This is a genomic window from Erythrobacter oryzae (assembly GCF_030271515.1).
Classification (GTDB): Bacteria; Pseudomonadota; Alphaproteobacteria; order Sphingomonadales; family Sphingomonadaceae; genus Erythrobacter; species Erythrobacter oryzae.
This window is the reverse complement of the sequence record NZ_JASCXI010000005.1, coordinates 114735-134109: the sequence shown is the minus strand read 5'-3', so window position 1 is coordinate 134109 and position 19375 is coordinate 114735. Positions and strand designations below refer to the sequence as shown.

Below are 19375 nucleotides of genomic sequence, written 5' to 3'. Positions count from 1 at the left end.
ACGATAATTAGCCGCCCCGGCTAACAGGCTAAACCGTGCCAGCCTTGCTGATGCGGTAGTCGGCAAGGCTCATCCAGTAGGCGATCCGCCAGCGCATCCGGTTCCAGAAGGTGCTGTGACGGGCGTACCAGGCCGGGGTGATCGGCTCGCTCGCTGCAGCCATGTGGTCGATCAGCCTGCGCATCTCGGCCGCAACCGCCGCATCCTCGATCCGCACCATCAGCTCGACATTGATGCGGAAGCTCCGCTTGTCGAGATTGGCGCTGCCGACATAGGCGATGTCGTCGACCACCAGCAGCTTCATGTGGAGCTTGCAGATGGCGAATTCGAACAGCTTGACCCGCGCGCGCAGGAGCTTGCCGTAGAGCAGCCGCGCCATGTCGATCGCGGCGGTGATGTCGGACTTGCCGGCCATGATCATGCGCGCTTCCCCGCGCCGGCCGATGCGGGCGAACAGGCGGCGGAAGCTGCGCGGCGGGCTGAAATAGGCCGAGACGGTATCGAGCCGCGTGGCGGTGACGAGGTCCTTGCGCAGCACCCAGGCCCAGTGCCCCTGTCGCACCAGCGGCCCGCCGACCAGCAGGCGGACGGGGCCGTCCCCGCCCTGCCAATCCTTGACGATGTCGCGCAAGGCTCGAAGCTGGCTGGTGCGGCCCGCCTCGGCATTGGCGACCCAGGCCTTGAGCAGGCCGAACCAGCGGGTGAACTGCTCCACCACCGGCCCCTCGATCTGCACGGAGAGATCGCACCAGCCGTTGTCGGCGGGGATGGCGAAGTAGTGGTCGGAGACATTGGCCCCGCCGGTCATCACCCGCGCGCCGTCGGCAATGGTCATCTTCTGGTGGTTGCGCACGAGGTAGCGCTTGCCCCATTTGGGCGAAAACACCGCGAAGGTGCCGCCGGCCTCGACCAGCGGATCGAAGAACTCCGCGCCTGCATCATTGCCGAAATCGTCCACGATCAGATCGACCGCGACCCCGCGCCGCGCCGCCGCGACCAGCGCATCGCGGACCATGGTGCCCGAGGTGTCGCTGTCGAACAGGTAGTAGAACACCCTGAGGCTCTCGCGCGCGCTCTCGATCAGCGCGACGAGCGCCTTCAGCCGGTCCTGTCCGTGGGGGTAGAAGGTGAAGTCGTGCCCCGCCGCGGTGAGGGCGAAGGGCTCGAGATCGCAGTAATCGGGGGCGTCGGCGGACGCCTCGGGGAGCGATTCGGAAGGGGCGGTGGCCATGGTCGCCCTTCTAGACCGGGATTGCGGCAACCCGACAGCCCCGCGCGGTGAACGGGGGCAGGCTTGCGAGCGTGGACGAGCGCGGGTTCGGGGCTCTCCCGCCCTTGACCGCACAGTTTGCGGGGCGGATAGACGATCCCCCATGCTGTCGCAGAAGACCCGCTACGCGATCCGCGCGATGCAGCACCTGGCCGACAATTACGGGCAGGGGCCGGTGCAGCTTGCCGCGATCGCCGAGGAGCAGAAGATCCCGGCCAAGTTCCTGACCGTGATCCTGTCCGAGCTGACGCGTTCGGGCCTGGTCGAATCTTTGCGTGGGCGCGACGGCGGCTACTGGCTCGCGATCCCGCCGCTCGACATCACCTATGGCGACCTCATCCGCCACATGCGTGGCAGCCTCGCGCTGGTGCCCTGCGCCAGCCGCTATGCCCACGAGAAATGCCAGAACTGCCTCGAGGAAGGCGAATGCCGCACCCGCGCGCTGATGCTCGACGTGCGCGACCGGACGGCGCAGATCCTCGACGGGATCCGCCTGTCCGACCCGATCACGCCGGTCCCCCCGTTCGAGGGCGACACGGTCTGAGACCGGGGCCTTCGGCGGCCCGGCGCATAAAGCCCACCTTCCGACCGGCGACAGAAAAACTGCGCCGTTCGCCCTATTGTCAAGCAAATCGCTAGAGTTTACTTCCTTGCCCGGCGGGCACCTCCCCGCGCAAGGAAAGGCCCATTGATGGACCACTCTGAGAAAGACACGGCGTCCGGCGGCGTTCTGCCCGAGGCCCTGGGGCTGGTAAGCGAGGCGCTCGGCCGTCTGCGCTATGGCGCGATCCAGCTCACCGTGCATGACGGCAAGGTCATGCAGATCGACGTGACCGAGAGGAAGCGGCTGACCGACTGACGGCCTGCCCGGTGACCCGCGCACCCGCAGCGCAGCCGTCGTCGTCACTTTCCGAAATACCCGCCCCTTCCCCCGTCGCGTAAGAGGACCGCCTCATGCCGGACATCACCCAGCTCGTGCTCGACATCCTGCCGTTCATCGCGATCGGCTTCACCGCGCAGATGATCGACGGGGCGCTGGGCATGGCCTTCGGCGTCACCACCCAGACCCTGCTGGTGAGCGCCATGGGCGTGCCCCCGGCGAGCGCGTCTGCCAGCGTCCATCTGGTCGAGATGTTCACCACCGGCGCCTCGGGCCTCAGCCACATGTGGCAGAGGAATGTCGACTGGGGGCTGTTCCGGCGGCTGGTGCCGTTCGGGGTGCTGGGCGGGGTGACGGGGGCCTATATCCTCTCGAACATCGACGCGAGCGCGGCGCGGCCCTTCGTGATGCTCTACCTCACCGGCATCGGCTTTTACCTGCTGTGGCGCGCGATCCGCCTCTCGAGCCCCAAGTTCGAGGACCCCAAGTTCACCAGCCCGCTGGCGCTGGCGGGCGGGTTTCTCGACGCGGCGGGCGGAGGCGGCTGGGGGCCGGTGGTGACGAGCAACCTGCTGATCCAGGGCGGCGATCCGCGCAAGGTGATCGGCACGGTCAACACCGCCGAATTCCTGCTCACCCTGTCGATCTCGGTCACCTTCCTGCTGACCCTGGGCCCCGCCGCCTTCACGCTGATCACCGGCGGGCTGATCATCGGCGGGGTGGTCGCCGCGCCCTTCGGAGCCGTGCTGGCGAGCCGCGTCCAGCCGCGCACGCTGCTGCTTGCGGTCTCGCTGGTGCTGATCGTGACGAGCGCCTACAGCATCTACAGGGCTTGGCCGATCATCTAAGGGCGGGCCACGGGATACCCAATGGACACCGAACTGCTGCTGATCTGCGCGCTGACCGGCGTGATCAACCTCATCGGCGCGCTCGCCTATGCGGCGCGGATCGCGGGGGTGCGGACGGGACGCATCGCGCTGTCCTTCGCCCTGTTCAACGTGCTGCTGCTGGTCAGCCGCACCTCGAACGGCTTCCTCGGCCCCTTCCTCGCCAAGCGGATCGAGACCGCGCTGGCGACCGGCGACGGCGCGATGCTGATCTGGGACCTCAGGCTGGTGCTGTTCGCCGCCGCTGCCTCGGTGGCGCTCGGCATCGTGCTGGTGCCGACCGGCCAGCGGGTGTTCGCCGCGGCGATCACTTTCTTCCAGACCAACCGTTCGACCACCCGGCTGATCCTGCGCTCGATGACGCCCTCGGGCCTCGCCACCTTGCGGGATTCGGTCGCGATCCCCTCGGGCGAGACGCTGAAGTCGCTCAAGGGCGAGCGCGGGGTCAGCTGGAGCGTGCTGATCGCCAATGCGCTGGCGCAGGCGCTGCTGGCGGTGGGGGTGATCGCTTCGCTCTATGCCGGTTACCTCGTCCCCGAATTCCGCGTCACCGCCTCGCAGATGACCGCGATCGTCAACGGCTTTGCGACCATCCTGCTGTTCGCGCTGATCGACCCGCAGATCTCGGCGCTGACCGACGATGTGGTCGATGGCTCGGTGAGCGAGGCGACCTTCCGGCGGGCCATGATCTGGGTCTCGCTGAGCCGGCTGGCGGGCACGCTGCTGGCGCAGGTGATGCTGGTGCCCGCCGCAATCGCCATCGCCTACGCCGCGCACTGGCTCTAGCCCACAAGGCTGAGCGCCAGCCCTCCAGCCGCGCACACCGCCAGCAGCCGCAGCACGCCCCACTTGGCCCCGAAGGCGAGCGCAAAGGCGAGCGCCGCCAGCACCCCGGCGCGCCAGTCGAAGCTGGCAAGTTCGGGCCATGACAGGCGCAGCGGCCCCGCCTCGACCTCGCCGACGCGGGCGAACAGCACGTGGAGCGCGAACCACGCGGTGAGGTTGGCGATCACGCCGACGACAGCCGCGGTCACTGCCGCAAGGCCGCCCTTGAGCCACACCGCCTGCCCCAACCGGTCGATCCACGGCGCGAAGGCGAAGATCCACAGGAAGCACGGCGCGAAGGTCACCCAGGTCGTCAGCCCCGCTCCGAGCAGCCCGGCGACCAGCGGCGAGAAGGGCTCGGGCGCGCGGAAGGCGGCGAGGTAGCCGACGAACTGCGTCACCAGGATCAGCGGCCCCGGCGTGGTCTCGGCCAGCCCCAGCCCGTCGGCCATCTCCCCCGCCTGAAGCCAGCCGAACCCCTGCACCGCCTCCTGCGCCATATAGGCGAGCACGGCATAGGCCCCGCCGAAGGTCACGATCGCCAGCTGCGAGAAGAACGCGCCCACCTGCCACAACACATGATCCTGCCCCAGCGTCGCGGCGATCAGCACCATCGGCGCAGCCCAGATCGCGCCCCACACCAGCACCGAAGCAATCGTCGTGCGCCACGGATTGGGAGGCAGCGTCCCACCGCCCTTTGCGGGCTTCAAGGCGAGCAGGTCGGGCCGCGTGCGCGCGATCACCATGCCCGCTACCCCCGATCCGAGCACGATCAGCGGAAACGGCAAGTCGAGCAGGAACAGCCCCGCAAAAGCAGCTACCGCCAGCCCCTTCTTGACCCCCGTGTCGAGCGCCCGCCCTGCGATCCGAAGCAGTGCCTGCACCACGATCGCCAGCACCGCCGCCTTCACTCCGAGAAACAGCGCCGCCACCCAGCCAAGGTTCGCCGCGAGCGCATAGAACACCGAGAGTGCAAGGATGATGCACGCGCCAGGAATGACGAACAGAAGCCCCGCCGCCAGCCCCCCGCGCACGCCGCCGAGCCGCCACCCGATCCACGTCGCCAGCTGCTGCGCCTCGGGGCCGGGGAGCAGGTGGCAGAAATTCAGGGCATGGAGGAAATCCTCCTCGGCCACCCAGCCCCGCTCCTCGACCAGCTCGCGGTGCATCAGCGCGATCTGCCCGGCAGGCCCGCCGAAGGAGAGGAACCCGATGCGGGTGAAGGCGGAGAGAAGTTCGGAGAAAGAGGGTGCGGTGCTATCCGCGCCCGGTGCAGCAATCGATGCGTCCGTATCGGCCATGCCTACCTCGAAAATGGCCCCGCCGCACGCAGACACGCGAAGGGGTGATGACGAGGCAACGCTTGGGCTTTTCTCGGCCTGGACGGGAGGTTGCTCGGCCCCGTGGAAGGGGAGATAACGGGGCCGGCGTGGCGGTGCAAGACCCGGCGCGCTACCCCCGCACCAGCGCTGCGGCCGTTTCGGTCAGGCGGGCGAGTTCGGCGAACAGGGCGGGATCGGGCTTCCTGAAGTTGAAGCAGCTCTTGCCCTGGCGCCGACGCGTCAGCGCAGCGGACATCCCCTCGCCGATCATCGGGTGGGTGTAGAGCGGGAAGAGGTGATAGGCGACATAGGCCTTCTTGATCGCCACCGTGCCGAACCATTCGGGGCGACCTGCGGCCGGATCGGGGTGTGGGTTGTTCATCACGAAATGGCCGGGCGTGTCATCGGCGATCACCAGCCCAGCGGCATGGGTCTGCATCAGCGCGCGCAGCTCGGCAAACAGCGGCTCGAACTCGCTCATCGGGCGAACCTCCTTTCGGCAAGTCGCGCGCCCAGCCACCAGCCGCTCGCCAGCGCGATGGCGGCGGCGGGGACGAACCACACCGGGTGGGGAAAGGCGAAAAGGTTGATAAGCGCCAGCACGCCCAGCACCAGCGGCACCGCGATGCTGAGGCTGCGTCCCGCCAGCGCCGCGCACACCGCCGAACCCGCCAGCGCGCCGAGGCCGTAGCCCGCGACCGCCAGCGCGAACACCGCCTCCCCGCTCGCTATGCTGTGTCCGGCGGTCTCGACCCCGGCAATCACCAGTCCGGTCGCCAGCACGCCGCCCACCACCCCGCCAATCTTGCGCAACATCGTCATCGCGTGGTCTCCTTTGCCGCTCCTTTGGCGCGGCGGCGCGAGGAAGGATTGAACAAAGCGGTCAGCTCAGCGGAAAAAGATGCGGCGGCAGGTTCTCCGCACGCTTCTGGAGCGCGGCAGGGGTCGCGCCGGTCAGCGCGCCGACATCGCGGGTGAGGTGCGCCTGATCGGCATAGCCCAGCTCCTGCGCGAGATCGGCGAGCGACTGCTCCGCTCCGCCCGCGCGCCGCAGCACCGCATCGAGCCGGTGGAGCCGCAGCCAGCGCTTGGGGCTGAGCCCGGCGGCGCGGGCGAAGGTGCGGCGCAGGGTTCGCGGGTGCACCCCCAGCGCCTCGGCCAGAGCGCCCGCGCGCGCGGCATCGGCGAGCGCGCCGAAATCGGGCCGCGCGCCGCCAAGCGCGTTCTGCTCGGCGAGCCAGCGTCCGAACAGCGCGAAGCGCGCCGCGTCGCTCCCCGCCGCGCGCAGCAGCTCCACCAGCGCGCGCGCTTCGTCGGCGTCCCAGACCTCGGCGAGACGCGGCGGCGGCATGCCGTCACCGGGCGGCAGCGCACCGAGCAGCGCCTGCGCCGCCCACGGCTCAAGCCGCGCGCCGATCAGGTGGCGACGCCCGACCGAGCGGGCAAAGCGCGGCCCGGACTGGATCGGCGTTACCCAGGCATCGCAATAGAGATGCTCCGCCCCCTCGATCGCGGGCCGCCACCAGTGGACGCCTGAGAGGCTGACGACCAGTTCGACATAGGGCTTGGGCAGGCCCGCGTGGAGCCGTCCGTCGTCTTCGAGCTGCCACAGCTCGAACACGCCTTGCGCGATGGCGGCAGGCGGGGCGGCGGTGACGAAACGGGTCTGCGGCAGCGCGGGCACGCCCGCCCGCTTACACCATCGCAGGCCGCCCGCGAAGGGGCGCGCCGCGCCGGGACCGCCCCCCTCCCCGTGCCACCACCAACCCGCAATATTACGCATGCCCCCCGCAAGGCCCGTGAACGCCTCGCCGCTCTACATCCTGCGCCCACACGATCCGGTTCGAAAGCGCCTGCATCCCGCCGGTGCACGCCCCGTGACATTCTGGAGTGAAGGTGATGGCGCTGGTCAAAAGGGAAAATCTGAACGGGGCAGGCGTCCCCAATGGCGTGCTCGCCGACAAGGCTGTGGGCACCGCCAAGGCGCGGGCGAAGACCGCCGGCGAGGGCGCTTCCGCCCGCGAGGCCGACGCGAAGAAGCGCGCCGCGCGCACCTATGCCCGCCAGCAGCAGGCGGCCGAGCGCATCGCTGCGGCCAGCACGCAATTCGCCGGCGGTGTCGCCGAGGCGACCGAGGCGCTCGAGCTGCTGCAATCGGCGATGACCCAGATCGCCGCGGGTGCCGAACAGGCCTCCAGCGCCTCGCAGCAATCGCTCCACAATGTCGCGATGATCGGCACGCTGGTGCGCGACTGCCGCAGCGCCGCCGATGTGTCGCTTGATCGGACCCGCGACCTACAGCGCCTGCTGGAAACCAACCGCACCCAGATCGACGCCTCCGTCCGCGCGCTCGAGACCGCCTCGGAGCGCCAGACCGCCTCGGTCAAGACCGTCAGCGATCTGGAAGCGCAGGCGACCAATATCGGCGAAATCGTCAAGGCGGTCGCGCGGATCGCCGACCAGACCAACCTCCTCGCCCTCAATGCCGCGATCGAGGCCGCGCGCGCGGGCGAACACGGCAAGGGCTTCGCGGTGGTCGCCGACGAGGTGCGCACGCTCGCGGAAACCTCGGAGAAGAGCGCGTCGGAAATCCAGTCGCTGGTCGGCCAGATCCAGGCCGAGGTGCAGGTGATTGCCGAGGGCATCCTCGCCTCGGCCGAGGCGGCGCGCAGCGAGGCGCAGAAGGGCGCGGACGTGACCATGCGGCTCGCCGGGATCCGGCAGGACATGGAGGCGATCCTGACCGGCGCGGAAACCATCGCCCGGCTCAATTCCGAAAGCGAGACCGCGGTGGTCGAGGCGCAGAAGGGCTCCGAGGCCATTTCCAGCGCGGCGGCCGAGCAATCGGCGGCCTGCGAGGAAGTCTCCGCGACGCTCGAACAGCAGGCCGCCGCGCTGCGCGAATGCGACCAGACCGCGCAGAATCTCTCCGAAGTCGCCGAGGAGATGAAGAACTCGACCGACGTGAGGAAGAGCGCCGAAGAAGTCGCCTCGGCGGCCGAAGAGCTTTCGAGCGCGGTCGAGGAAATCAACCGTTCGGCGAGCCAGATCCTCGTCGCCATCGACCAGATCGCGGGCGGTGCGCGCACCGCTTCGGCGGCGGCCAACCAGTCGGGCGCGGCGATGGAGCAGATCAGGAAGGGCGCCCAGCTCTCCGCCGAAGCCGCGCTGACCGGGCTCGAGCGCGGCGAGGCGGTCTCGGGCCTCATCGCCGAGAGCCGCGCTTCGGTCGAAGAGATGATCGCCGGGGTCGCCGCCTCGGTCGACAGCAACGCCGCCCTGCGCGGTCAGGTGACGCAGCTGGGGCAGGTCTCGCGCAAGATCGACAAGATCGTCGAGGCGATCACCACGGTGGGGATCAAGACCAACATGCTCGCGGTCAACGGCTCGGTCGAAGCCGCGCGCGCGGGCGATTTCGGGCAGGGCTTCGCGGTGGTCAGCAACGACATCCGCAACCTCGCCGAGGAATCCTCGGAGAACGCCGACCGGATCAAGGATCTGGTGCGCACCATCCAGGAACAGATCGCCAATGTCGCGGGCGATCTCGACGAGATCAGCAGCGCCGCGCTCGGCGAGGTCGAGACCAACAAGGCGATCACCGCCGATCTTGCCAAGGTCACCGAGGACATGGCCGAGGTGCTGGGCGGCAACAAGTCGATCCGCGAGGCCGCCGACGAGATGCTCAGGCAGGTGACCGAGGTGCAGGCCGGGATCAACCAGATCGCCGCCGCCGCGACCCAGGCCGACCAGGCCTCCGCGCAGGCCGCCAGCGCTGCCAAGCAGCAGAGCCAGGGCGCCGAGGAGCTGGCGGTGGCGATCGAGGATGTCGCCTCGATGGCCGACGAGCTCCAGTCGAACGCCTGAACCCCTGCGAAAGGGCCGATGCGATGAAGCATTCGAAAATAGATGCCGCCGCGGGCGAAGTCCCCCCGCCCGCAGAGCTGGCAGGGGGCAGCGGCCAGCGGCAGTTCACCGTCTTCACCGTCGACGGCGAGACCTTCGCGGTGGGCCTCGAGGAGGTGAAGGAGATCGTCCGCATGCCGCAGGTGGTGCGGGTGCCGCTCACCCCGCCGAGCCTCGAAGGTCTCACCAATCTGCGCGGCACGGTGCTCCCCGTGGTCAGCACCCGCGCGCTGTTCGGGTGCGAGGCCGCCGAGCCCGACGATGCGACCCGCGTCGTGGTGCTCGACCACGGCCAGCCGGTCGGCATCGTGGTCGATCGGGTGGTGAGCGTGGTCTCGGTCGATGCCGCGCGGATCGAGGATGCCGCCGGGGTCGAGACCAGCGTCCGCTCCGATCTGCTGCGCGGCGTTATCAAGGATCAGGGCGCGCTGGGCCTTGTCATGGTGCTCGATAGCGCGCGGCTGATCGCGCAGGAATTCGATGCACTGACACTGGGCGGCATGGCGGGCGCAGGGCTGCTCGCCGCCGGGGGCGAGGCTTCCGCTGCCGCCGCGCAGGCCCCCGAGGCGGCCGCCGACGAGGAAATCCAGCTCGTCAGCTTCGAGGTCGCGGGGCAGGAATATGCCCTCCCGATCCAGTCGGTGCGCGAGATCGTGCAGCTGCCCGAGGCGGTGACCCGCGTCCCCAAGGCCGCCACCAGCGTCGTCGGCGTCATCGCCCTGCGCGACCGGCTGCTCCCCGTGGTCAGCCTGCGCCGCCTGTTCGGCCTTGCCGCCAAGGACTCCGCCGAGACCGACCGCGTGGCGGTGGTCTCGCTGGGAGAAGGCGCGAGCGCGCTGGTCGTCGGCCTGCTGCTCGACAAGGTCAACGAAGTGCTCAGGGTGCGCCGCAGCGGGGTCGATGCCATGCCCCCGATGCTCGCCGCCGACCGCAACCTTGCCGAAATCACCGCGATCTGCCGCCTCGATGGCGGCAAGCGGCTCGTCTCGATCCTCTCGGCCGAGGCGATGTTCGAAGCCCCCGCCGTCGCCGAGGCGATCAAGGACGTCGAGGACAATCAGGAGGCCGCCATGACCCACACCGCCAGCCGCACCGCGACCCGCGCCGAGGATATGGAACAATTCGTCGTCTTCCGGCTCGAGGACGAGGAGTTCGGGGTCGAGATCGCCACGGTGCAGGAGATCGTCCGCGTGCCCGAGGATCTCGCCAAGGTGCCGCGCACCGAGGACTATATCCGCGGCGTCATGAACCTGCGCGGCGCGGTGATCCCGCTGGTCGACCAGCGCGCGCGCTTCGGCCTTCCCGCTTGCGAGGACCATGATCGCCAGCGCATCGTCGTCTTCACCATCGCGGGCACGCAGACCGGGTTCATTGTCGACAGCGTCGCCGAAGTGATGCGCATCGCACGGGCCGACATCAAGCCCGCGCCCGAGATGACCGACCCGGCGCGGCGGATGATCCGCCGGGTGGCGAACCTGCCGGACACGCGCCGCATGATCCTGCTGCTCGATACCGAAAAGCTGATCGACCTCGAACCCGTGGCAGCCGCTGCCTGACAGCCCGAGGGGACGCGACCATGAAGGCGCTCGTCGTCGACGATTCCGCGCTGATGCGCCGCCAGATCGGCGACATCCTGACCCGCGGCGGGTTCGAGGTGGTGACCGCGCGCACCGGCGCCGAGGCGCTCGCGCGGATCCCCGAGGACCAGCCCGATGTCGTCACGCTCGACATCAACATGCCCGAGATGGACGGACTGACCTGCCTCAGCCGGATCATGGAGGAATTTCCGCGGCCCGTGGTGATGATCTCCTCGCTGACCGAGGAAGGCGCGCTCGCCACGCTGGAGGCGGTGGCGCTCGGCGCGGTCGATTTCGTCCACAAGCCGGGCGGCACGGTCTCGACCGCGCTGCGCGAGCAGGAGGACGTGATCATCGCCAAGGTTCTCGCCGCGACCGGTGCCCGCGTGCGCCGCGCGACCGGCCTCAGGCAGCGGCTCGTCGCCCGGCGCGACGCGATCATGCGCGCGCCCCACCGCCCCCGCGTGCGCGAGGCGACCTATGGCCCGGGAAACGAGGCGCTGACCCTGATCGGCGCATCGACCGGCGGGCCGGCGGTGCTCGAGGAAATCCTCTCCGCGCTCGCCAATGATTACCCCATGCCGATCCTTGTCTGCCAGCACATGCCCGCCAGCGTCACCCGCCACTTCGCGCAGCGCCTCGACCAGTGCTGCCTGATCCGGGTCGAGGAAGTGCGCCGCCAGACCGAGCTGCGCGCGGGCACGATCTACCTCGCGCGCGGCGATGCCGACATGATCGTGCAGGAGCGCGGCGGCAGCCTGTTCGCCGCGATGGTTCCGGCCTCCAGGGAGCACGCCTGGCACCCGAGCATGAGCCGCCTCGTCGCCTCGGCGATGAAGGTCGTCACCGCGGATTCGCTCATCGGCGTGCTGCTCACCGGCATGGGCGATGACGGCGCGGCCGAGCTCGCACAGCTGCGCAAGGCGGGCGGGCACACCATCGCCGAGAGCGAGGAGAGCTGCGTCGTCTACGGCATGCCGCGCGCGCTGGTCGAGCGCGGCGGGGCCTCGGAAATCCTGCCCGCCGCCCAGATTGCCGCGCGGCTCGAACGGGTCGCCCATGCCCGGATGCGCGGGCAAGCACGGCCAGCCCCAAGGAGAAGCTCATGGGCCTGATGAAAGCGGGCAGCCGCAGCGATTTCGCGCTCCCCGATGCGGAGCTCGCGCCGCCGAGCCTGACCGATCCCGATCCCGCTATCCGCCGCCGCGCGGTGCAGGGGCTTGCGGCCGACGCCGAGGGCGCGGTCGAGACGCTGGTCTGGTTGCTGCGCAGCGAAGCCGACCGCAGCGTGCGGGCCGCGGCCTTCTCGGCGCTGGCGGACTGCGGCAGTCTTGAAGCGGCACAGGCCACGGCAGGGCTCCTCACCGAGGACGATCCGGCCCTGCGCAACGGCGCGCTAGAGGCCCTGAGCGCGATGCCGGACGCGGCGACCGCCATGCTCGAACCGCTCGGCCACCATGCCGATCCCGATGTCCGCAGCTTTGCCGTGCTGCTCGCCGCCGGGCTCCACCGCGCGGAGGCCTGCGACTGGCTGATCGCGCTCGCCGCGCGCGAGGACGAGCCCAATGTCGCCGCGCACCTTGCCGAAGCGCTCGGCAGCACCGGCGCGCCCGGCGCGGTCGCCGGGCTGGAGGCGATCCGCGCGCGGTTTGCCGGCAGCGCCTATCTCGCCTTCGCCATCGACATGGCGCTGCGCCGGCTCGGCGACGGCTGAAGCGCGACAGGGTCGTGGCCGCTTCCCCCTCTCTCGATCCCGGCAAGACCGGCGCGGCGATCTTCGCCTTCGAGGACATCGTCTGCTTCTGCGATTTCTTCTACCGCAAGACCGGCATCAGCCTCGATGCCAGCCGCCGCTATTTCATCGACAAGCGGCTCGAGGAGCGCATCGCGGCGACCCGCTGCGCGAACTTGCGCGAATATCTCGCGCTGGTGAAGTTCGAGCACGACGGCGCGGAATTGCAGGCGCTGATCAACGCGATGACGGTCAACGAGACCTATTTCTTCCGCGAGGATTACCAGCTCACCTGCCTCACCCGCCGGATGCTCGACGAGATCGCCGACCGCAAGCGTCCGGGCGATCCGCCGATCCGCATCTGGTCGGTCCCCTGCTCGACCGGGGAAGAGCCCTATTCGATCGCGATTTCGGTGCTGGAAGACTGGCCGCGTGCGAGCGATTTCGACATTGAGATCCTTGCCTCCGACATCGACAGCCGCGCATTGGAACAGGCGCGCGCCGGGGTCTACGGCCCGCGCGCGCTGCACCGCGTGGGCCCGCGCATCCGCAGCCGCTATTTCGAGCAGCGCGGGGCCGAAAGCTGGCAGATCATCGGCGACCTCAGGGATTCGATCGACTTCAGCCTCGTCAACGTCTCGGACCCCGTCGCGATGGCGCGGATCCGCCGGATCGACGTGATCTTCTGCCGCAACCTGCTGATCTATTTCGACGACCCCTCGCGCCGCCGGACGGCCGAGCATTTCTACGACGCGCTCAATCCGGGCGGCTTCATCGCGCTCGGCCATTCGGAGAGCATGAGCCGCATCTCCGGCCTGTTTGCCCCGCGCAAGTTTCCCGAAGCCCTCGTCCACCAGAGGCCCCTCTCATGACGATCCAGCCTTTTGGCCCCCAGCCTTTCGGAGAGCATCCCTTCCCGCGCGGCCCCGCCCCCTGCCCGCGCGTGCTGGTGGTCGACGACACGCTCACCGTGCGCCTCTACTGCGCCCAGCTGCTCGCGCGCGAGGGCTTCGAAGTGGCCGAGGCGGTGAACGGGGTCGAGGCGCTCGAGCAGGCGCTGGAGCAGGACTTCGACCTCTTCGTGGTCGACATCAACATGGCCCGGATGGACGGCTACGCCTTCCTCGCCGAGGTGCGCCGCACGCCCGCCTTGCAGGCGATCCCGGCGGTGATGCTCAGCACCGAAGCCGCCGAGGGCGACATCGCGCGCGCCTATCAGGCGGGGGCCAATTTCTACCTCACCAAGCCGGTCGACCCGGAACGTTTCGTGGCGACGGTCAAGCTGATGACAGGTGTGCCATGCCGCTGAAGAAGCCCGCCCCCCACGCCCCGCCGCCGGCCGAAGCGAACGCCGAGATGGCGCAGCTCGCCGCCAGCTTTGTCGAGGAAAGCCGCAAGCTGCTCGAGGAAGCGGGCGAGGCGCTGCTCGCGCTCGAACGCGATCCGGATGACGGGCAGGCGATGGGCGCGCTTTTCCGCGCGGTGCATTCGATCAAGGGCGCGGCCGGGTTGTTCGATCTGCCCGCGCTAGTGCATCTGGTCCACGCGGGCGAGGACCTGCTGGGCGCGATGCGCGAGGGGCGGCTCAGGATGGACAGCGGCGCGGCCGACGCGCTGTTCGAGGGGCTCGACCATGTCGGCCGCTGGGTCGAGCTCTTCGCCGCGCAGGGGAGCCTGCCGCCCGAGCTGATGGAGACCGCGCGCCGCTACGCCGCGATCTACCGCGCGCGGCTGGCGGGGCTGGAGGGGGCGGAGGGAGCACCCGCCCCGGCCGCCGCTGCGGTGCGCCACGCCTGGGCCGATGCCGCCGGGCTGCCCGAGGGCGCGCCGCTGGTCACCATCGAATACACCCCCGACGAATCCTGCTTCTTCAGCGGCGATGATCCCCTGCGGATCGCGCAATCGCTTCCGGGCCTCGTGTGGTCCGAACTCGCCCCGCGCGAGCCCTGGGCCGCGCCCGAAGCCTTCGACCCCTATGTCTGCAACCTCGTCTTCCGGCTGGTGTCCGAGGCCCCGCACAGCGAGGTCGAGGCGCATTTCCGCTACATGCCCGATGCCGTCACCATCGGCCTGCGCGAATCCGAACCCGCGCCGGACCCGGAGGCGCCGAAGGCGCCGACGGGCCCCCTCAGCCCGCTCGCGGTGGAGCTGATAGAGGCCCAACGCCGCGCGCTCGCCGAACATCCACGCGGGGGCGCGCACGTCGCGGCGACCTTGCGCAATGTCGCCGCCGCGCTCGGCCTGCCGGTGCCGCCCGAAGAGCCTGCCGCCGCGATTGCCGCGCTCCTCGCCACCGCCCCGCCCGCGTCCGAACCCGAGCCGCTCGCCATCGCGGAAGGCTCCGCCACCCGCTCCGATACCCCCGCCGAACGCACGCTCCGCGTCGAGCAGGCCAAGATCGACACGCTGATGAACCTCGTCGGCGAGATGGTGGTCGCCAAGAACGCCCTCCCCTTCCTCGCCCGCGATGCCGAAGCCCGCTTCGGCAGCCGCGAGCTCGCGCGCGAGATCAAGGACAAATACGCCGTCATCGACCGCATCACCCGCCAGCTCCAGAGCGCGGTGATGGAGGTGCGGATGATGCCGGTCGGCGACCTGTTCAAGCGCTTCCCCCGGCTGGTGCGCGACATCGCGAGGAAGCAGGACAAGCTCGTCCGGCTCGAGATCGAGGGCGAGGCGACCGAGGCCGACAAGAACGTGATCGAAGCGCTCGCCGAACCGCTCACCCACATCCTCAGGAACAGCCTCGACCACGGGATCGAGAGCCGCGAAGCGCGCCTCGCCGCGGGCAAGCCCGAGACCGCCTGCGTGCGCCTTGCCGCCGCGCAGGAGGCCGACCGGGTGGTGATCGACGTCACCGACGATGGCCGCGGCGTCGATCCCGCACGCGTGCGCGCCAAGGCGATCGAGCGCGGCCTGATCGACGAGGCCCGCGCCGCGCAGCTCACCGATGCGCAGGCCGTGCAGCTGGTCTTCCTCCCCGGCTTCTCGACCGCCGAGACCGTCTCCGACCTTTCGGGCCGCGGGGTCGGGATGGACGCGGTGCGCAGCGTGGTCGAGCGGCTGGGCGGCACTGTCACGCTCGAGAGCCGCTGCGGCGAGGGCACCCACGTGCGGCTCGAACTGCCGCTGTCGATGGCGGTCACGCGGGTGCTGACGATCGACCTCGGCGGGCAGGCCTACGGCATTCCGATCGACCTGGTGATCGAGACCGTCAAGGTCGATCCCGCCGACATCCGCCGCCTCAAGAGCGCCGAGGCGATCGTGCTGCGCGATGCTGTCATCCCCATCGCCCGCCTGCGCAGCCTGCTGGGCATGGAGCCGCATCCGGCCAAGCTCGAATCCGTCCTGATCCTGCGCCTGGGCCACGCCACCATCGGCCTCGTGATCGACGATTTCGGCACCTGCATGGACATCATCCTCAAGCCCTTCGCCGGGATCCTCGCCCACATGAGCGGCTTTTCCGGCTCCGCAGTGCTGGGCGACGGGCGGGTGCTGCTGGTGCTCAACTTGAAGGAGATGCTGTGATGCCGATCCGCTACGACAAGACGCGCGCGGTGGTCGAAGGCCATGCCGCGGTCGAGGAGGCGGGCGATCTCGCCGCGTGGCTGATCGCAGGCGCCGCGCGCAAGGTCGATCTGGCCGCCTGCACCGGGATGCACGCTGCGGTGCTGCAATGCCTGATGGCGCTGACGCCGCACGTGACCGCCGCGCCGCAGGACGAGACCCTCGCGCGCTGGCTCGCCCCGGTGCTCGTCCTGCCGGAAGACCCGCCGCCCGCAAAGCCCGCGCGGCGTCGCCGCAAGGTCGCCGCCTGATCGCCCGGCCCGACTACGTAGTTACCGCGGGGCCGCCGTGGCTCCGGAATTCATCCCGCTCGGCAAAAATCCGGCACGCGGCCAAGCGACATTGGCAAGGACAAGCAGCACCATGAGCAAGACCATCCTGATCGTCGACGATTCCCCGACCATGATCATGAGCCTGCGCAGCACGCTCGAGATGAACGGCTTCGCCGTCGAAAGCGCCAGCGACGGCGCGCGCGCGCTCGCGATGCTCGAAGGCGGGCTGCGGCCGCATCTCATCATCACCGATATCAACATGCCCAACATGGGCGGGCTCGAATTCATCCGCGGCGCGCGCGCCCTGCCGTCCTGCCGATTCACCCCGATCCTGACGCTCACCACCGAAAGCGATCCGGCCAAGCGCGAGGAGAGCCGCCGCCTCGGCGCGACCGGCTGGCTGGTCAAGCCGCTGTCCGGCCCTGACCTCGTCGGCGTGGTCCGCCAGGTGCTGCCCGCGGCGGCCTGACACCCGCAAGACGCGCGCCCGTGGTCTTCGCCCGCCCCCTCCACCCGCGCCGCTGGCTGGCCGGCGCCCTGCTGCTCGCCGCCGCGCTCGCCGGTGCGGCGGTCGAGGGCGCATGGGCGTCGGCCGCGCTGATCTGCGCCGCGGCCGCGGCCTTCGTGCTCGCCCAGCGCCCGCGCCCCGCCCCGCCGCCCTTCATCGGCCCGATGAAGCGGCGCGCGTCCGACTTCCTCGGTTTCGGCGGCGTGACCATTCTCGGCCCCGCCGACCTGCCCGAACCCTTGCGCGAGGACATCGAAGCGACCCTGCCCTTCCTCGACACGCTGCGCGGCCAGATCGACGGCGTGCAGCAGGATGTCGCGCAAGGGGTGATGGCGGTGGTCGAACAGGTGGAGGTGGTGAGCCGCCTCTCGACCGGGCAACGCGAGCGGATCGCCCATTCGCTTTCGGGCGTTTCCACCATGCGCGCGGCGGTCGCGGTGCCGGGGACGATCATCGCCCGGCTGAGCGCCATGCTCGCCGAGCGCGACCGGATGATCGCGGGCAATTATCAGGGGCTCGAACAGCTGGCGCAGGAATTCCACGAGCTGCGCGGCGCGGTCGACGTGATCTCGCAGGTCGCCGACAAGGCCTTCTTCCTCGCCGTCAACGCCTCGGTCGAGGCGCACCGCCACGGCGAGGCCGGCAAGGCCTTCGGGCTGATCGCGACCGAGATGCGCGCGCTCGCCACCCAGACCGCCGAGGGTGCGCGCAATGTCGGCCAGCGGATCAACTCCTTCGCCGACCGGATGCAGGCGCAGATCAGCGCCGCCATGCCCGGCCGCAACGATGCCGGCACGCAGGAAGTGGCGCGGCTGATGGGCGAGCTTGATGCGGCGCAGGCCGAGATCGCCGCCATCAGCGCGCGGCTGGGCGAGCTGATCGCGATCATGGAGGCCGGGCACGGCGATCTGGTGCATTCGCTCTCGGACATTCTCGGGCGCCTGCAGTTCGAGGACGTGATGCGGCAGCGGCTCGGCCAGGTCGGCGATGCGCTCGGCGACCTGCGGGCGCTCGCGGCCGAAGCGGCGGACGGCGTGGACGGCCGCCGCAGCGTGCGCGATCTGCTCGAGGACCAGCAGCGCAGCTATGTGATGGAAAGCCAGAAGGTGGTGCACGCGGTGTTCGGCGGCGGGGGCGAGGCCCCGGCGGACATGGCCGCCGAAGCGCCGGTGCGGCGGATCGAGCTGTTCTGATGCCGCTGGCCTCCCCGCCTTTTCCTTGACTTCGCGAGGGCACCGCCCTAGCTGGCGCGCTTCCCTATATTCGCGATTCTTGCAAAAGGCCCGCTCATGGCACGCGTTACCGTTGAAGATTGCGTCGACAAGGTTCCCAACCGGTTTGACCTGGTGCTGCTCGCCGCACAGCGTGCGCGCGAGATTTCGGGCGGGGCCGAGCTGACCATCGACCGTGACCGCGACAAGAACCCGGTCGTCGCGCTGCGCGAGATCGCCGAGGAAACCATCACCCCGGCGGGCCTGCATGAATCGCTGGTGACCGGCCTCCAGAAGATCCTCCCCGACGACGAGGACGAGGCCGACGAGATCGGCTCGCTCAGCCAGTCGGCCGAAGCGCTGCGGATCACCGCCTCGGCGCCCGCGCGCACCTCGTCGCTCGGCGGCGATTACGACGGCTGATTGCCCGGGCCCGGGGGTTCGCCCCTCGGCGCTGCATCACAAGAAATGGCAAGGGTCGGCGAGAGCCGGCCCTTTTGCTTTGCGCGCGTCATGTTTGACCGGCGTTTGACCGCCGTTTGACCGCCGCGCCCCACGCTTGCCAATGGCAGCAGCAGCGCTATCCCTCGTCCCTGCAATCAAACTGCAACACGGACGGGACGCATGGCATCGATCGCGATCTACAGCGTCAAGGGCGGGGTCGGGAAGACGACGCTCTCGGTCAATCTGGCGTGGTGCGCCAGCGCCATCTCGCGCCGCAAGACCCTGCTGTGGGACCTCGACGCCTCGAACGGATCGGGCTTTCTCCTCGGGATCGACCCGAGGAAGAAGCGCAGCGCCGATAGCATGTTCGACGAGGGCGCCGATCCCGAGAAGCTGATCCAACCGACGGCCTATCCCGGGCTCGACCTGCTGCCCGCGGACGAGAGCATCCGCGCGCTGGACCGCCGGCTCGACAAGCTGGGCAAGAAGAAGCGGCTGGCGCGGCTCGCCGAGGCACTGGGCAAGAACTACGAACGGATCATCTTCGATTGCCCGCCGGTGCTCAACGAGCTTTCCGCGCAGGTGATGCGCGCTGCCGATCTGGTGATCGTGCCGCTGCCACCCTCGCCGCTCTCGGCCCGCGCCTTCGAGGTGGTGGTCGAGGAAGTGCGCGGGACCGGCAAGGGGCACCCGCCGATCCTGCCGGTGCTCTCGATGCTGGACCTGCGCCGCTCGCTCCACAAGGCCGCGCGCGAGGCGAACCCGACCTGGCCAGCGATCCCGCTCGCAAGCGCGGTCGAACAATGCGCGAGCCTGCGCCAACCGGTCGGCGCCTTCGCCCCGCGCTCGCCCGCCGCGCGCGCGATCGCGCAGCTGTGGACGGCGATCGAGCGCAAGCTCGCGAGCAAATAGGGGCCAAATCCCCGCTTTCGTGCCCGCGGCAATTGCGCCTATAGTTCGCGGCGAAGCAGGGGCGC

General features: G+C 69.8%; 21 protein-coding genes. 16 read left to right on the top strand and 5 right to left on the bottom strand.

What is annotated here, in order from left to right:
• Positions 1-28 precede the first annotated feature (28 nt).
• The gene (locus tag PFX90_RS16395) at positions 29-1231 is read right to left on the bottom strand and encodes a phospholipase D-like domain-containing protein (RefSeq protein ID WP_285713746.1); all 1203 of its coding nucleotides are present in this window, start codon (positions 1229-1231) and stop codon (positions 29-31) included.
• A gap of 142 nt (positions 1232-1373) precedes the next feature.
• Here PFX90_RS16395 and PFX90_RS16390 point away from each other — a divergent pair, with 142 nt between their 5' ends.
• The 4 genes from PFX90_RS16390 to PFX90_RS16375 all read left to right on the top strand — a co-directional run bounded on the left by PFX90_RS16390 (position 1374) and on the right by PFX90_RS16375 (position 3823).
• A complete protein-coding gene (locus tag PFX90_RS16390) occupies positions 1374-1814 on the top strand; it encodes an RrF2 family transcriptional regulator (protein WP_285713745.1) in 441 nt (146 codons plus the stop codon).
• 147 nt (positions 1815-1961) lie between these two features.
• The gene (locus tag PFX90_RS16385) at positions 1962-2129 is read left to right on the top strand and encodes a YezD family protein (RefSeq protein ID WP_285713744.1); all 168 of its coding nucleotides are present in this window, start codon (positions 1962-1964) and stop codon (positions 2127-2129) included.
• Positions 2130-2224: 95 nt separating this feature from the next.
• On the top strand, positions 2225-2998 hold the full coding sequence (locus tag PFX90_RS16380) for a sulfite exporter TauE/SafE family protein (RefSeq protein ID WP_285713742.1): 774 nt from the start codon (positions 2225-2227) through the stop codon (positions 2996-2998).
• Positions 2999-3019: 21 nt separating this feature from the next.
• Positions 3020-3823, top strand: coding sequence for a lipid II flippase family protein (locus PFX90_RS16375; protein WP_285713741.1), 804 nt, complete (start codon positions 3020-3022; stop codon positions 3821-3823).
• On the opposite strand, the gene chrA is transcribed toward PFX90_RS16375, so the two are convergent.
• From chrA to PFX90_RS16355, 4 genes are all read right to left on the bottom strand, one after another.
• Entirely contained in the window at positions 3820-5163 is a 1344-nt protein-coding gene (chrA, locus tag PFX90_RS16370) for a chromate efflux transporter (RefSeq protein WP_285713740.1), read from the bottom strand. The genes PFX90_RS16375 and chrA overlap by 4 nt on opposite strands.
• Before the next feature lie 151 nt (positions 5164-5314).
• Complete coding sequence (locus PFX90_RS16365; protein ID WP_285713739.1) at positions 5315-5665, bottom strand: hypothetical protein; 351 nt, start codon at positions 5663-5665, stop codon at positions 5315-5317.
• Complete coding sequence (locus tag PFX90_RS16360) at positions 5662-6006, bottom strand: hypothetical protein (protein ID WP_285713738.1); 345 nt, start codon at positions 6004-6006, stop codon at positions 5662-5664. The genes PFX90_RS16365 and PFX90_RS16360 overlap by 4 nt, the downstream gene beginning before the upstream one ends.
• Before the next feature lie 61 nt (positions 6007-6067).
• On the bottom strand, positions 6068-6868 hold the full coding sequence (locus PFX90_RS16355; RefSeq protein ID WP_285713737.1) for a helix-turn-helix domain-containing protein: 801 nt from the start codon (positions 6866-6868) through the stop codon (positions 6068-6070).
• Between the two features lie 215 nt (positions 6869-7083).
• Here PFX90_RS16355 and PFX90_RS16350 point away from each other — a divergent pair, with 215 nt between their 5' ends.
• The 12 genes from PFX90_RS16350 (at position 7084) to PFX90_RS16295 (ending at position 19310) form a co-directional block, all read left to right on the top strand.
• Complete coding sequence (locus tag PFX90_RS16350; protein ID WP_285713736.1) at positions 7084-9048, top strand: methyl-accepting chemotaxis protein; 1965 nt, start codon at positions 7084-7086, stop codon at positions 9046-9048.
• A gap of 23 nt (positions 9049-9071) precedes the next feature.
• Complete coding sequence (locus PFX90_RS16345; RefSeq protein ID WP_285713735.1) at positions 9072-10643, top strand: chemotaxis protein CheW; 1572 nt, start codon at positions 9072-9074, stop codon at positions 10641-10643.
• 20 nt (positions 10644-10663) lie between these two features.
• Complete coding sequence (cheB, locus tag PFX90_RS16340) at positions 10664-11779, top strand: chemotaxis-specific protein-glutamate methyltransferase CheB (protein ID WP_285713734.1); 1116 nt, start codon at positions 10664-10666, stop codon at positions 11777-11779.
• Entirely contained in the window at positions 11770-12378 is a 609-nt protein-coding gene (locus tag PFX90_RS16335) for a HEAT repeat domain-containing protein (protein ID WP_285713733.1), read from the top strand. Before cheB ends, PFX90_RS16335 begins: the two co-directional genes overlap by 10 nt.
• A gap of 14 nt (positions 12379-12392) precedes the next feature.
• The gene (locus PFX90_RS16330) at positions 12393-13268 is read left to right on the top strand and encodes a CheR family methyltransferase (RefSeq protein WP_285713730.1); all 876 of its coding nucleotides are present in this window, start codon (positions 12393-12395) and stop codon (positions 13266-13268) included.
• On the top strand, positions 13265-13705 hold the full coding sequence (locus PFX90_RS16325) for a response regulator (protein WP_285713729.1): 441 nt from the start codon (positions 13265-13267) through the stop codon (positions 13703-13705). Before PFX90_RS16330 ends, PFX90_RS16325 begins: the two co-directional genes overlap by 4 nt.
• Positions 13696-15924: a chemotaxis protein CheA gene (locus tag PFX90_RS16320; protein ID WP_285713728.1), complete on the top strand. Its 2229-nt coding sequence runs from the start codon at positions 13696-13698 to the stop codon at positions 15922-15924. Before PFX90_RS16325 ends, PFX90_RS16320 begins: the two co-directional genes overlap by 10 nt.
• Positions 15924-16214 carry a hypothetical protein gene (locus tag PFX90_RS16315; RefSeq protein ID WP_285713727.1) on the top strand — a complete coding sequence of 97 codons (291 nt, stop codon included), beginning with the start codon at positions 15924-15926 and terminating at the stop codon, positions 16212-16214. The genes PFX90_RS16320 and PFX90_RS16315 overlap by 1 nt, the downstream gene beginning before the upstream one ends.
• A gap of 112 nt (positions 16215-16326) precedes the next feature.
• The gene (locus PFX90_RS16310) at positions 16327-16704 is read left to right on the top strand and encodes a response regulator (RefSeq protein ID WP_285713726.1); all 378 of its coding nucleotides are present in this window, start codon (positions 16327-16329) and stop codon (positions 16702-16704) included.
• A 20-nt stretch (positions 16705-16724) separates the two neighbouring features.
• Positions 16725-17936, top strand: a complete 1212-nt coding sequence (locus tag PFX90_RS16305; RefSeq protein WP_285713725.1) for a methyl-accepting chemotaxis protein — start codon at positions 16725-16727, stop codon at positions 17934-17936.
• Between the two features lie 96 nt (positions 17937-18032).
• Entirely contained in the window at positions 18033-18377 is a 345-nt protein-coding gene (rpoZ, locus tag PFX90_RS16300) for a DNA-directed RNA polymerase subunit omega (protein WP_285713724.1), read from the top strand.
• A gap of 201 nt (positions 18378-18578) precedes the next feature.
• Positions 18579-19310: a ParA family protein gene (locus tag PFX90_RS16295; protein WP_285713723.1), complete on the top strand. Its 732-nt coding sequence runs from the start codon at positions 18579-18581 to the stop codon at positions 19308-19310.
• Positions 19311-19375: the final 65 nt, after the last annotated feature.